Raw genomic sequence first — 16,327 nt, forward strand, 5'->3', positions numbered from 1 at the left:
TATCTTAACCCTCCATTTTATGCTTTACTTGAATATTATCGTATGCTCCATTAGAAAAAGTTTTAACTTTATCAACTAAGCCTCTTGCAACTTCAGTAGATTCACTTCTTTCGGCTTTTAAAGCATCTTCAAGATATTTAAATGCAAGCCAAGGATTAACAGTATCACCACAAGTAAATAGATCTACTGACGCATAACCATATTCAGGCCATGTATGAATTGTAAGATGAGATTCCTGGATTATAACAGCACCGCTTACTCCCCAGGGATTAAATTTGTGGAAACAACTTGTAACTATAGTTGCATTAGATACAATAGCAGCTTCTTTCATATGCTCTTCAATGATAGCATGATCCTTCAAAATATCCTTGTCACAGTTATAGTATTCCACCAAAATATGTCTTCCTAGTTGTTCAATTTTCATAAAAATCCCTCCATAAATTATAAATTTTAGTTCCATCCAATAGATAAATATTTAATTAGCAAAAATGCTTCACTCATGAAACCTCCTAAAATCACATAAAAGTTTAGTAATAGTAAACTTAAAGTTAAACTATACTAACTATATCATTTTAGCAATATGGGGAAATGTTGTCAATTAATATTTTGGTGTAAATAAAGTACGAATTTGCGTTAAAAATTGAAGGAGTTGTGACATTATATAAGATTTTAATTAGTTATTTATTATTTAGGCTAAATAGAATTATCAGCATTTTCATATAAATTATTTAAATCTTCTAAGTCTACTAAGCCTTCTAAATTATCTGAGGTTGAATAATATTTATTCTCATCAAAAGAATTTTCAGATTTACTAATTATAATAGTACATATGCAATCTCCCATTGTATTGACTGTACTTCTACACATATCTAATATTCGGTCAATACCAAGAATTAATCCTATGCCCTCAATAGGTAATCCAACTGACTGAAGGACCATTGAAAGCATTACCATACCAACACCAGGTACCCCTGCAGTTCCAATTGATGCTAATGTCGCTGTTAATATAATAGTTAAAATATTTGTGATACTTAAATTCATATTATAAACTTGGGAAATAAATATAGCAGCTACACCTTGCATTATAGCAGTACCATCCATATTAATAGTTGATCCTAGAGGAATGGTAAAGGAAGAAATAGACTTATCAACTCCCATTTCATCCATTGCTTCCAATGTAACAGGTAAAGCAGAATTGCTTGAAGCAGTTGAAAATACTATGGAAGCAGGTTTTATAAATTTTTTAAAGAAAGGTTTAATACTTAGTTTAGTAAATGCCTTAAACAATCCTCCATATATAAAAAAGGAGTGTATAAGTAAAGATAGAAGTATAACAAACATATACTTAATAAGTGGGATCATTGCATTAAATCCAATGGTTGCAAAAGTATTTGTCATTAGTGCAAAGACACCAAAAGGGGCAAAATTCATAATTATTTGAACTAATTTCATTATTACTTCATTTAATGAGTCAAAGAAGTTTTTTACTAGAGCAGATTTCTTTCCTACCATGCTTATAGATAAACCAAATAAAATTGAAAAGAAAATTATTTGAAGCATGTCTCCTTTAACAAATGCTTCAAATGGATTAGTAGGGACTATTTCAATTATAATATCTATAAATGATTTGTTTTGTGAAATTACTGGTTCATTTATTAATAGATGCGACATATCAAGTCCATTACCAGGTTTTATTAATATAGAAAGAATTATTCCTATAGTTATTGCAATACATGTTGTAGTGACATAAAAGAAAAATGTTTTTCCACCAACTCGTCCAAGTTTTTTTATGTTTTCAATTGAAGCAGCTCCACATGTTAGCGAAATGAATACAAGGGGAACTACCATCATTTTTATTGAAGATAAAAATACGCTAGATAAAACCTTTACAAATCCATTTAAAATAATAGTGTCCCGAATGAATTCAGATTTTAAATTTTGTACTATAATTCCAAATAGTGCACCTAATAACATTGATATAAATATTCTTTTTGTTAAGCTATAAGTTTTTTTCATAAAATACCTCCTAAAAAATTCCTTTTAAATACCATAATAATATTATGATATATATAAGGGAATTTGACAAGCTATTATAAAAAATAAGTTGTCAGATTAAAATTTATTTAGATTTGTACTAGTATACAAAAAAAATAAAATATATGGAAAAAAATACAGTAATCATTTACAATTGCTTTAAGAAAGGTTTCTATAATTAATTTTATATAAAAACAAGAAACATAAGATTTGTTGGAAACGTTTCCGAAAAGATCTTTGATAATTAAATAAAAAGGAGGATTATTATGAGGGTAAATAGTGTTTTAAAACACAAGGCTAAGTTAAGCATCTTTACAGTTATACTATTTTGTCTAACATTAATACCTATTCCAAACAATGTAGTTAAAGCAGAAACTATTGGAAATCAAAAAGTTAAGGTTAGATTCTTTAAAGAAGATGGTGATTATTCTGGATGGAATATTTGGACTTGGTGGCCAAGTAGGGATGGGCATTCAGTTGAATTCACACATAAGGATGAAAAAGGGGTATATGCAGTACTTGATGTACCTAAATCAGGTGAACTTGGAGTAATTGTTAGAAAGGGAGAATGGGAAAATAAGGCTACAGGAAATATTCAATATGATTTATCAAATGGTGAAAAAGAGATAATAATAACTGCTGGAGCTCTAGATCAAGATAAACCAGAGCCTAAAAGTATAATATATGAAGATTTATATAAGGATTTTTCAAAAATAAATATTAAAGTAAACTATAATAGACCTAGCAAAGATTATGAAGGCTGGCAATTGTGGAATTGGATAGAGGGTGGACAAAATGGGTCAGAAGATACTGTTGCTTTATTTACAGAATCCAATGATTATGGAAAAATATCAAATTTATCATTTGCTAAAATAACTAAAGAAAATAAAAAGGTTGGTATCATAGTTAGGCAGGCTAGTTGGAGTAAAGATGGAGGCGATAAGCTAATAGATTTAGCATACCTTGATTGTAATGGAAATTTAGAAGTTTATTATAAGCAAAATGATGATACAACATATTATGTAAAGCCTACTATAAGTGTTGAGCTACCAGAAAGTGGGGATATAATAGCTGATGAATTAGTTAATCAGCCAGGAGGAAAAAATAAGTGGTTTATAGCAGGATCATTTCAAAATTGGAATAATAGTAATCCTGAAACTCAATTAAAACATTTAGTAGATGGATTTTTTGAATATTCAACAGTTTTAGAAGCAGGTAAGCATGAGTTTAAAATTGTTAAGAATGGAACCTGGGATGGATTTAGCAATAATGGAGATAACTTTATTCTGAATTTAACAGAAAAGACCAAAGTTAATTTTTATGTTAATGAAGAATTAAATCAAGTTAAGATAAATGTGCCTGGAGTTAATGGAATGTCTCAATATATTCCTGAATTAAGTAATGACAAGTGGCCAAGATTAGTTGGAGATATTCAAGAAATATTTGGTGAGGTGAAATGGTCTCCAGAGAAGGCTAAGCAAATGTTTGTAGATTATAATTTTGATGGAAGTGTATATAAGCTACAAAGAAATCTGCCAGCAGGAAAATTTGAAACAAAAGTAGCTTTTGGGGCAAATTGGGATGAGAGTTATGGAGCAGATGAAGGTGGAAGTAATTTAATAGTAAATACTCTAGACCCAGCAGATGTTATATTTACTATAAATTATAAAGGTGATAAAAAGTTAACTCATAATTATAAGGTAGCAGAAGGAAATTTTGATGGGCTCATAAATAAATCAGCAATAACATTTGATTCAAGAAGTATCACTTATAAAAAGCCATTTGGAGCAATAAAAGAGGAAAGTGAGGATTTAACTCTAAGAATTGGAGTAGCAAAAGATGATGTTCAAGTTGCAAAGGTTGAACTTATAGATGGTAACGGAGTAGCAAAAAGCTATGATATGAGAAAAGCAACTACAATTAATGAAACAGATTACTATGAAGTAATAGTACCCAAAACAGACTTTAAGGGAATTGGTATTTGGGGTTATAAATTTATATTGGTTGATGGAAAAACAAAGCTTGAATATGGTGATGATGGTTTAAGTGGTGGAAGTGGTTCAACAGCAGAAGAAGGTGTACTGCCATATAATCTAACAGTATATGATAAAGATTATAAAACTCCAGATTGGATGAAGAAAGCAGTTGTATATCAAATATTCCCTGATAGATTTTTTGATGGAAATGAAGAAAATAATAGAGCTAAACTATTAGATGGATATAGAGGTTATATTGATGCTGATGGGAATCTTAAGTCATATGATATTCAATATTATGATGGAGGAGTAAAAAATGATCCAGCATTATCAAAGGTATGGGGTGAGTGGAGTGATTATCCTGAAAATCCAAGACATGCAACTCCTGAAAATAAACCATATTATCCTAATTCAAAAACAGATAGTATATGGACTAATGAATTTTATGGAGGAGATATTCAAGGAATAGAAGAAAAACTTCAGTATTTAAAATCAATAGGAATATCAGCTATATATTTAAATCCAGTGGCTTGGGCTGCATCTAATCATAAATATGATGCAACTGATTATAAATCATTAGATCCAATGTTTGGACAACCTGTTTATAATAAAGAAGGTGATCCTACTTCAGGATTAAATTATGAAGCAACTAGAGCATATTCAGATAGAGTATATCAAGCTTTTGCAAAAGCTGCTGAAGAGAATGGAATTAAGTTAATAGCAGATGGTGTATTTAATCATGTTGGTGATGATTCTATATATTTTGATAGATATGAGAAGTATCCAGAAATTGGGGCTTATGAATATTGGAGAAAGGTATGGGATAAAGTTAATACAGGAAAATCTCAGGAGAAAGCAGAAAAAGAGGTTATTAAGGAATTTGAAAATACAAAGAATCCTTTAACTGGTAAAAATTACTCTTATCCAGAAGACTTTAAGTTTACAACTTGGTTTAAAGTAGAAAATGAATGGGTTATAAGAGATAAGGATGGAAATGCTTTAGATGCAAAAGATCAGCATTATAAATATGAAGGCTGGTGGGGATATGATTCATTACCAGTAATGGAGGCAAAAGCGCCTCAAGAAGGTGATGAGTTAGCGATTTCCGGAAATCATGAATGGAATAATGTTGATTATAGAGAGAATGTTATCGGATACGATTTAACAGGTATGAGTGATAGAGAAGCAGAAAAAAATATGGAATATGCAGCATCTCAAAGATGGATGTGGATGGGTGCAAGGGGTTGGAGATTAGACGTTGCACCAGATGTATCAACAAGTACATGGCAAAAATTTAGAGAAGCTGTAAAATCAACTGCTGGAAGACTAGATGTTAATGGAAATGTAATAGATGATCCAGTTATATTAGGAGAAGAATGGGGAGTTGCAACTCATTATTTATTAGGAGATCAATTTGATTCAGTTATGAACTATCAATTTAGAGCTGCCCTTCAAAATTATATAATAAGTGGTAATGCAGTGAATTTTAACAATGCATTAGAAGTAATAAGAGAAAACTATCCTAAAGAAGCATGGCAAGCAATGTTAAATTTAGTAGATTCTCATGATACTATACGTAATATAACTAAGATAGATAATCCTACATGGGAAGAAGAAAACACTAAGATTGCTCCAGAAGCATCAGACAATGCATTAAAACTACAAGCATTAACAGCTATATTCCAAATGGGATATGCAGGAGCACCTACAATTTACTATGGTGATGAGGTTGGTGTAACTGGAACAAAGGATCCGGATTCAAGAAGATCATTCCCATGGGAAAGAGTTTCAGAATCTAATGGAGAGTATTCTGCTGTAGGTAGATATTCAGAATTATTCGATGTGTATAAAAATGCTGCAAGAGTCAGAAATGAAAATCTTGATTTGTTTGCAACTGGTGAACTTCAAACTGCTTATGCAAATGATAATGTTATTGCTTATGCAAGAAAGAATTCTGAAAAGGGAGCATTATTAGTTTTAAATCAATCAAATACAGAGAAAACTATTGAAGCAGATGTAACAGGGTTCTTACCAGAAGGCTTAATTTTAAAGGATGAGTTATATGGAAATATATCTGCAACTGTAAAAGATGGAAAAGTAAAAGTAACAATTCCAGCTCAAACAGGATTAATGATGGTATCTAGCAATAAGATAGTAACAGTTGATAAAGTACAAGGACTTAAGGCGAAAGCTGAACAAGGAAAGGTTACTCTTACTTGGAATGAAGTTTCTGGTGCTACAAAATATAATATCTATAGAACTAATCTTGAAGGTCAAAAATCTGAAAAGGTTGGAGAAGAAACTAATACAAGTTTTATTGATGAAAATGTTGTAGATGGAACAAGATATTATTATTATGTTACAGCTATAAATGAAGGTGGAGAAAGTGAATTTAGTGATTCAGTAACTGCATTACCTTCATTTAATATTAAATCAATTAGTAAACCTAATGCTGTAAAAGATTTAACTATTGGTGTAGGCAATAAAACTGATGAAATAGTTGTAAATATTAATATTCCAGGATTAACTGACAATAGTGAATATAAGGGAAAGGAAGTTCCAAACTTTGAAGCTAGACTTATGTATTATAAGGAGGGAACATCAAAAGATAATGCCAATAGTACTAAGTTAAGATACAAAGCAGATTTAGATGATGGATCAAAAGCTTATTATGCAACATTTGAACCAACAGAAGCAGGAATATATAAATATTATGCTAAAGCAACAACAAATGCTGGAGATAATTATACAGAGTCAGCTGAAGCATCAATGAATGCAATAATGAATAGTGAAGATAATACTGCACCAAAATCACCTATACTTAATGATATTCTTGTAGAATCTAATAGGGCAAAACTTAATTGGGAATCAGATGGAGTTGATGTCGAAGGATTTGAAGTATATCGTAAAGAAGGTAATAGTGAATTTGTAAAAGTTTCTGTAGAAGATAAAGTTTCTAGAGAATTTGTAGATTTTACAGTAAGTAATGATAAAAACTATACTTATAAAGTTACAGCATATGATAAATTCTACAATAGAGCTTATTCAGAAGAAAAATCTGTTACTCCAACACTAGTTATGGTAGATGTAACATTAAGACTTCATATTCCAAACTATACACCAGCTACAGATGATATTTATATTGCAGGAGATTTAAATGGGTGGAATGCATCAGGTGGAAGACTTACAGTACCAAGTGGAGCAACATCTAGAGATATAGTAGAATATAAATTTAAAATGATGGCAGGAAAAAGCATTCAATATAAATATACAAGAGGATCATGGACTACAGAAGCATTTACAAGTCATAACCGTGTTCAAAATGACACTGAAGATTATGGTAATTGGGCATATAGTTCAACTGATACTAATATGAAATTAACAGTTAAGAATCAAGGTGGAAATTCAATGATTGTAGATGATTATGTACTTCGTTGGGTAGATATGCCTATGATGGTTTCTATGCCAAGAATATCTTATGGAGATAGTATAGAATATGAAACTGATAAAAAGGACTTTACATTAAAAGCTACAGTGCCATATGGAGTAGAGTTTACAATAAATGATGAAGATATTAATAAATTATATCCTGGTGCTATGGACGAATATGGTAATGTATATGTAGAAAAAATAGAGTTGAAACCAGGTATGAATGAATTAAAGCTTCATATTGAGCCTACACAAGAAACTATTGATTTACCTTGGTATACCGATGACGGTAGAGCTGGACAAGCAACAAAGACAATAATGATGAAAATTAATTGTACAGCAGAGCCGGAAGAAGAAAAGCCAGAGGATGTGAAGGTAACAGGAGTAAGCTTAGATAAGACATCAGCAGAATTAAAGATAAATGAGATCTTAGAATTAAAAGCAAATATTTCACCATCAGATGCAATAAATAAAGAAGTTACTTGGACAACAAGCGATGAAAAGATTGCAAAGGTAGATGAAAATGGAAAAGTAACAGCAGTAGGAGTAGGAAAAGCAACAATAACAGTAACAACGAAGGATGGAAACTTTAAAGCTACATGTGAAATTACCGTGAAAAATGAAGAAGTACCGGTAATAAAAGTAACAGGAGTAAGTTTAGATAAGACATCAGCAGAATTAAAGATAAGTGAGAGTTTAGAATTAAAGGCAACAATTTCACCATCAGATGCAACAAATAAAGAAGTTACTTGGACAACAAGCGATGAAAAGATTGCGAAGGTAGATGAAAATGGAATAGTAACAGCAGTAGGAGTAGGAAAAGCGACAATAACAGTTATAACAAAGGATGGAGACTTTAAGGCTACATGTGAAGTTACTGTAAAAGCTGATAAGAATGATAATGGAACAACTAATCCTATAGAAAATATAATAGATAAAGTAGAAAATCCTAACGGAAAGAATGAAGTAATTATAAAAAATCCATCAAATGAAATTAGACTTGAAATAAAAGATATTGAAGCTATAAAGAATGGAAATGGATCTTTTGAAATTAAAAATGGAGATCATACAATAATACTACCATTTAGTTTAATTGATAAAGAATTATTGAAAGAAGGTTCAAGTATAATTTTTGAAATGAAGGTTAATGAAGATGCAACTATTACATCTGGAATTAAAGGAGTTAAGAAAGTATTTGAATTTAATCTATATGTTAAGACTGGTGATGAACTAGTTACAATTCATAACTTTAAAGATGGAGTTGCAACTATAACATTAAAGTTAACAGATGAGGATCTAAAAGGATTAAATAAAGAAAACTTAGCTGTATTCTACTATAATGAAGAAACTAGAACATTCGAGCAATTAGAAACAACTATAAATGGAAATGAAGTAACATTTAAAACATCACATTTTAGTAAGTTTATAATTGCAGAAAAGGCTAGTAATGAAAATGGAGTAACTTTACCAGCTACTGGTGGAAATAGTCCTGTAAATGGAATAGTATTCGGATTTTTATTAGTATTAACAGGAGGATTTTTTATATTTAATAAAAAGAAAGAATTTTTAAATTAATAATGTAAAGAAAAACTAAATTAAAGGGGCTGTATCAAGATAAATTTTGATATTAGCCGATAAAAATGGAAGTTCAAACTTGAGCTTCCATTTTGCATATATATAAACAATATATATATAAATTTCTAGTTAAGTCAAAAAAACGTATTTAAGTAAGTAAAATCAATGGTTTAAAAAGAGCTCGCGTTTCGTTAGCCCCTTTATAAAAATAAGATATTAACTTTTTTAAGACAATAAAGCTTACTTGAAATTGAATAAATTTTATATTAAATAGATTTATGAGACTACACCTATTGTTAATTTTCTTTAATATGTTTAACTAAAGTTTTACTTAACATAATAAATTATATTTACTTAACATAATATAAGAAATTTAATAAAAGTATTTAAATAATAAACAAATAATAAAAAATAATATAATATGTAAAGTATATTAAAAAATACACTAAATAGTATGTCGAAATATAGAAAAAAATAATCATTTTATATAATTATATTCGACTTGAAGTACAGGAACTAAATGATAAAATTAAATTAGTAAAAGATGGAGGGGGGAATTTTTGGGGGAGGTACAAAGGTATTCTATTTTAAATTTGCTTTTAAGTTTGGCATAATTAATTAAAGGTATAAGAATAATTACTTATACCAAGAGCTTATTAAAATATTTTAAGGGGGATGAATATGAAAAAGCTTTTAAAAAGCAGGATATTAAGCTCATTTATGGCACTTACAATGATAGTAGGACTAATAACTGTACCAGTAAAAGAAGTGAAAGCAGAAAAATCAAGTAATATAGTGATAAGTGAAGTATATGGCGGTGGAGGAAATGGTGGATCTAAATATAAAAACGATTTCATAGAACTGTATAATCCAACAGATGCTGATGTAAATATTGATGGTTGGAAAATAGAGTATGCAGCTAAAGCAGGTAATTTTGCAGGAACATCAAATTTCACTATTTTATCAGGAGTTATTAAAGGGAATGGATATTACTTAATACAGGAAGCAAAAGGAGCTGCTGGAACAGATGAATTACCAGACCCAGATATAAAAGATGGTAAAATAGCTATGGGAGGGTCTGACTGTAAAGTTAGACTTGTAGATAGTAATGCACAAGTAATTGATTTAGTTGGGATAGGAGCAGCTAATGAAGCAGAAGGAAATGCTACTGCAAAGGGAATGGGAAATACTCTAAGTGTTCAGCGTAAAGATAATGATGGTTCAAATAATGGAGTAACTAACGGTTGGGATACAAATAACAATGAAAATGATTTTTACGCAAAAGAGCCAACGCCTAGAAATACAAGTTACTCAGCCATAGATATTTCATTAACTGGATTAAATATTGATGAAAATATATCTTTAGAAGTTGGAGAAAATAAAAGCTTAACACTTTCTTATGTCCCTGAAAATACAACAGAAAAAGGTGTTGAATATATAAGTTTAAATCCTGAAATAGCAACAGTAGCTAATGAGGGAAAAGTTGTTGCCGTTAAAGAAGGGGAAACAACTATAGAAGTTAGATCAACAATAAAAGCAGATATAAAAGCAGAATGTAAGGTGACTGTAAATAAAGTTACAGATAAAGTTGGACCAACAGTTAGTGAGTTAAAGCCAGCTAATGGACAAAATATAGGAGATTTAAGACGCCCTGAAATTAGTGCAACTTTTAATGATGAATCAGGAATAAATATGGATTCAATTAAGTTATCACTTGATGGAAAAGATGTAAGCGGTAACATAAATAAAGATAGTCAAATCGTAAAATACTCTGTAGAAGAAGATTTAGCAGATGGTACTCATACTGTTTTAGTTGAAGTCAAAGATTCTTTAGGAAATTTAACATCTCAAGAATGGAAGTTTACAATTGGAGAGGTTCAGAAAAATTTATATTTTGGGCAATTACATTCTCATACTAATATATCAGATGGTACCGGTACAGTAGATGATGCCTACCAATATGCACAAAATAATGCAAAGGTAGATTTTTTAGCTGTAACAGACCATTCTAACTGGTTTGATAATGATACAAAAGCAAGTCTAGCTGATGGATCAATGAGTGAGGCATGGAATAAAGGATTAACTGCTGCAGATAAATATAATAAAGATGGAAATTTTGTAGCTATTTATGGATATGAAATGACATGGTCAGGATCAACTGGTGGATATGGGCATATAAATACTTTTAATACACCAGGATTTGAGACAAGAACAAATAACAAGATGGATTTAAAAAATTACTATAATGCTTTAAAGACCCAAAAACAATCTATTTCACAATTAAACCACCCAGGAAAAACTTTTGGAGATTTTAGTGACTTTGCCTATTATGATGCTGAAATAGATAAGCAAGTTACATTAATTGAAGTAGGAAATGGTGAAGGAGCTATTAGAGGATCAGGATATTTCCCTTCATATGAATATTATACAAGAGCACTTGATAAAGGATGGCATGTTGCTCCTACTAATAACCAAGATAACCATAAAGGTAAATGGGGAAATGCAAATACAGCGAGAACTGTTGTAGAAGCCTCTGATCTCTCAAGAGAGTCTGTTTATGATGCAATAAAAGAAAGAAGAGTTTATGCAACAGAAGATGAAAATTTAGAAATTTCTTATGAAGTTAATGGAAATACCATGGGATCAATAATACCACAAACCGATTTATTAGAGTTTAATGTTAATGTTGAGGATATAAATTCTGGAGATAATATTAAAAAGATTTCAATAATAGGTGATGGTGGCAAAGTTGTTAAATCAATTGATAATATAAATTCTACAACTAAGAACTGGTCATTTACATTAGATAAATCAACAAGTTCATATTACTATGTAAGAGTAGATCAAGCAGATAGTGATATAGCGGTTACATCTGCAGTTTGGGTTGGAGAAAGAGAAAATTTTGGGATTTCTACAGTGGATTCTGATACAGAAGTAATTATTGCTGGTGAAGAATTTAATATAGGAACTACTATATATAACAATGAAGCAGTATCTATAAATAATGTTAAAGTAGATTACTATTTAAATAATGGAAGTGAAGCTATAGATACTCAAATTATTGAGAAAGTAGATGCAGGTTCATCAATAGTTGCAAAGTTACCACATAAATTTGAAAAAGCTGGAGATTATTCGTTCCAAGTAAAAGTAACAGCTACTATTAATGGAGAAGTTAAAGAATTTAAAGGAGCAATTGAAGTTGAAGTTTTAGGATCAAATGAAGTTTCTAAAGTTATTATAGATGGTGCGCATCAAAATCAATATGTATCAGGAGATTATTCAGGTAAAGTTACAACATTAACTGCTTTAATGGGACAAAATAAGGTTAAATCAATTATAAATACTAAGGCTATAACAGATGAAGTATTAAAAGGAATATCATTATTAATTTTATCAGACCCACAAAGCACAACTAATGCAACTTATGGGTTAGTTCCACAAAAGTATACTCAAGATGAATTAGATGCAATAGCTAGGTTTGTTAAAAATGGAGGTAATATTGCAATAACATCAAAGGCAGATTATAAAGATGCTACTGGGGAGTATGGTAATGCAGTTCAAGGAAATTCAGTACTTGAAGCAATAGGAGCAAAAATAAGATTTAATGATGACCAAGTTACAGATGATAACGAAAATGGTGGTCAAGCGTTTAGATTATATTTTGATGATTATAATACAGAAAGTAGCTGGATGAATGGAATAGATACAACTAAAAAATATAGTTTTTATAGTGGATCAACTCTTATAATGCCATCGGATACATCCAATATCGATATTTTAGTAAAAGGTCATGCAACTACTTATGGAAGTGATGCTGATAACCAAAAGGACAATGTCACAGTAGGAAAAGGTGATGTTGTCGGTTTAGCAGTTGAAACGTTAAGTAACGGTGCAAAAGTTATAGCATCAGGTGCTACATTCTTCTCAAACTTTGAGATGGATGGATTAGATTATTCTAATTATCAAATAACAGAAAAAGTTATAAAAGAACTTGCTGCGGCACCTGAACTTCCAGTAAGCAAAATTGCTGATGTAAGAGTAGATTCTAACAATGATAATCTTCCAGATAGATTTGGTGAATCTGTAGTAGTTGAGGGATATGTAACAGCAGCATCAAATTTAGCTGCGCCTGGAAATTCATTCTTTGATGTTATTTATGTTCAAGATGAAACAGCAGGGTTAACTATATTCGGTGTTTCAACAACATCAGTAAAATTAGGTCAAAAAGTAAGAATTAAAGGAAAAGTTTCATCATATCTAAATGATGCTCAAGTAGCTCTTAAAAATGAAAGTTTAGGATTACAAATAATTGATGAAAATATTAATTTAGTACAGCCGATGAAACTTTCAACAAAAGATAGTATGCTAGAAGAAAAAGAAGGTCTTTTAGTTAAGGTTGAAGGAAAAGTAACTAGGATTGAAGGACAAAGTATATTTGTAGATGATGGTTCAGGAGAATCAAGAGTATATGTTGAAGGGTATGTAAGAAGCAGTAAAAATCCAGGAGTAGATGATGAATGGAAGGAAAGAATTAATGTAGGAGACAAAATTTCTGCAATTGGACTTGCATCTGAAGATCCAGAGGGGCATAGATTAAGAGTCAGAGACTCAGGAGAAATTGAAAAATTATCTAGTAATGATGTAGAGATAACAATACTTCATACTAATGATACACATGGAAGAGTTAAAGGGGATTCAAGTGTTATTGGTATAGATACTATATCAGCAATAAAGAAGAGCATTCAAAATTCTCTATTAGTTGATGCAGGTGATACACTTCATGGATTACCATTTGCCACAATGAAAAAAGGCGAAGATATTGTAACATTAATGAAACTTGCAGGGTATGATGCGATGACACCAGGTAATCATGATTTTAATTATGGGTATCAAAGACTTTTAGAACTTGCTAATATGTCATCAGAAGGAGATAATAGTTTCCCTATAATTTCTTCAAATGTTATGAAGGGAGATAATACATTATTAAATTCAAATTTAATAAAAGAAATAGATGGAATTAAAGTTGGATTATTTGGATTATCAACTCCAGAAACTGCATATAAGACTAACCCTAATAATGTTATAGGGATAAAATTTAACGATCCTATAGAAAGTGCTAAAAAGCAAGTTGAAGAGTTAAAGGCTAAGGGTGCTAATGTAATAATTGCCATAGCCCATATTGGAACAGATGCTTCTAGTGAAATAACATCTCCAATGATAGCAAAAGCGGTTAGCGGAATAGACATAATAGTAGATGGACATAGTCATAGCAAATATCCAACAGGCTTGGAAGCTGACAATGGAACTATAATAGTAAGTACAGGGGAATATGAAGCGAATCTTGGACAAGTAAAAATTACTATAGATAAAGAAACAAAAAAAGTGTTAAATAAAGTAGCAACTTTAATTCCAAAGAGCACAGCATCTACCATAGAGCCTGATGAAACTGTAACTGCAAAAATTAAAGATATTGATGAAGTACAAGAGGTAATTTTATCAAAAGTAGTAGGAAATTCTAAGGTTATTTTAGATGGAGCGAGAGAAAATGCTAGAACAAAAGAAACTAATCTTGGAAATTTAATAACAGATTCAATGATTCATGTAACAGGTGCTGAAATTGCCATAACTAATGGTGGTGGAATACGTGATAGTATAAATGAAGGAGAAATAACAAAAGGAGAAATTATTAAGGTTCTCCCATTTGGAAATTATATAGTTACTAAGTATTTAACAGGAGCACAAATAAAAGATATTCTTGAGCATGGAGTTAAGTCATATCCAGCTACTGCAGGACAATTCACTCATGTAGCAGGAATAAAGTATATATTTGATAAAGATAATGAAGCAGGTAATAGGATAATTAGTATAACTATGGATGGAAAAGAATTAGATATGAATGCAAAATATCTTGTTGCTACAAATGATTTTATGGCGGCGGGTGGAGATTCGTATCCACACTTTAAGGATGCTAAAACAGAAAATGAATTCCAAGCATTAGACGAAGCTTTAGAAGCATATATTAAAGAACTTGGAGATGTAAATTATGCTGTTGAAGGTAGAATAGTAGTTGGAAAAGTAACACCAGTAGTAAAAGTAACAGGAGTAAGCTTAGACAAGACATCATCAGAATTAAAGATAAATGAAAGCTTAGAATTAAAAGCAAGCATTTCACCATCAGATGCAACAAATAAAGAAGTTACTTGGACTTCAAGTAATGAAGATATTGCAAAGGTAGATGAAAATGGAAAAGTAACAGCAGTAGGAGCAGGAAAAGCAACAATAACAGTAACAACAAAGGATGGAAACTTTAAAGCTACATGTGATATCACTGTGAAAAATGAAGAAGTACCAGTAATAAAAGTAACAGGAGTAAGCTTAGATAAGACATCATTAGAATTAAAGATAAATGAAAGCTTAGGATTAAAAGCTAGCATTTCACCAGCAGATGCAACAAATAAAGATGTAACATGGACATCAAGTGATGAAAAGATTGCAAAGGTTGATGCAAATGGAAAAGTAATAGCAGTAGGAGCAGGAAAAGTAACAATAACGGTAACAACAAAGGATGGAGGCTTTAAAGCTACATGTGAAGTTATTGTAAAAGATGATAATGGAACAACTAATCCTATAGAAAATATAGTAGAAAAAGTAGAAAATCCTAATGGAAAGAACGAAGTAATTATAAAAAATCCATCAAATGAAATTAGACTTGAAATAAAAGATATGGAAGCTATAAAGACTGGAAATGGATCTTTTGAAATTAAAAATGGATATCATACAATAATACTACCATTTAGTTTAATTGATAAAGCTTTATTAAAAGAAGGTTCAAGTATAATTTTTGAAATGAAGGTTAATGAAGATGCAAGCGTTACAGCTGGAATTAAAGGAGTTAAGAAAGTATTTGAATTTAATCTATATGTTAAGACCGTCGATGAAATAGTTTATATTCATAACTTTAAAGATGGATTTGCAACTATTACATTAAATTTGACAGATGAGGATTTTAGGGGATTAAATAAACAAAACTTAGCTGTATTCTACTATAATGAAGAAACCAAGACTTTTGAACAATTAGAAACAACTATAAACGGAAATGAAGTAACATTTAAAACATCACATTTTAGTAAATTTATAATTGCAGAAAAAACTAATAATGAAAATGGAGTGACTTTACCAGCTACTGGTGGAAATAATCCTATTTATTTAATAATTATAGGGTTAATTATAGTTGGATTCGGTGCATTTATGTTATTCAATAAAAAGAAAAAAGAAGCAAATGAATAAGGGATATTAAAAAATGAGGCTGCTAA

General features: G+C 30.5%; 4 protein-coding genes. 2 read left to right on the forward strand and 2 right to left on the reverse strand.

Features of this window, described 5'->3' with window-relative positions; translation table 11 throughout:
* Nucleotides 1-4: 4 nt before the first annotated feature.
* A complete protein-coding gene (gene speD / locus J7M87_RS12050) occupies nt 5-424 on the reverse strand; it encodes an adenosylmethionine decarboxylase (protein ID WP_195960160.1) in 420 nt (139 codons plus the stop codon).
* A 269-nt stretch (nt 425-693) separates the two neighbouring features.
* A complete protein-coding gene (locus J7M87_RS12055; protein ID WP_291651293.1) occupies nt 694-2,016 on the reverse strand; it encodes a dicarboxylate/amino acid:cation symporter in 1,323 nt (440 codons plus the stop codon).
* 284 nt (nt 2,017-2,300) lie between these two features.
* Here J7M87_RS12055 and J7M87_RS12060 point away from each other — a divergent pair, with 284 nt between their 5' ends.
* Together J7M87_RS12060 and J7M87_RS12065 are read left to right on the forward strand one after the other, a co-directional pair.
* A complete protein-coding gene (locus J7M87_RS12060; RefSeq protein ID WP_291651294.1) occupies nt 2,301-9,014 on the forward strand; it encodes an Ig-like domain-containing protein in 6,714 nt (2,237 codons plus the stop codon).
* Between the two features lie 681 nt (nt 9,015-9,695).
* Entirely contained in the window at nt 9,696-16,301 is a 6,606-nt protein-coding gene (locus J7M87_RS12065; protein ID WP_291651295.1) for an Ig-like domain-containing protein, read from the forward strand.
* Nucleotides 16,302-16,327 lie beyond the last annotated feature (26 nt).

Origin of the sequence: Clostridium sp., assembly GCF_017888565.1 — a bacterium.
Lineage (GTDB): Bacteria > Bacillota > Clostridia > Clostridiales > Clostridiaceae > Clostridium.

Bases quoted from the DNA above. Each gene is read 5' to 3' on its own strand.
- speD (WP_195960160.1), bottom strand. From the start codon at position 424: ATGAAAATTGAACAACTAGGAAGACATATTTTGGTGGAATACTATAAC.
- J7M87_RS12055 (WP_291651293.1), bottom strand. From the start codon at position 2,016: ATGAAAAAAACTTATAGCTTAACAAAAAGAATATTTATATCAATGTTA.
- J7M87_RS12060 (WP_291651294.1), top strand. From the start codon at position 2,301: ATGAGGGTAAATAGTGTTTTAAAACACAAGGCTAAGTTAAGCATCTTT.
- J7M87_RS12065 (WP_291651295.1), top strand. From the start codon at position 9,696: ATGAAAAAGCTTTTAAAAAGCAGGATATTAAGCTCATTTATGGCACTT.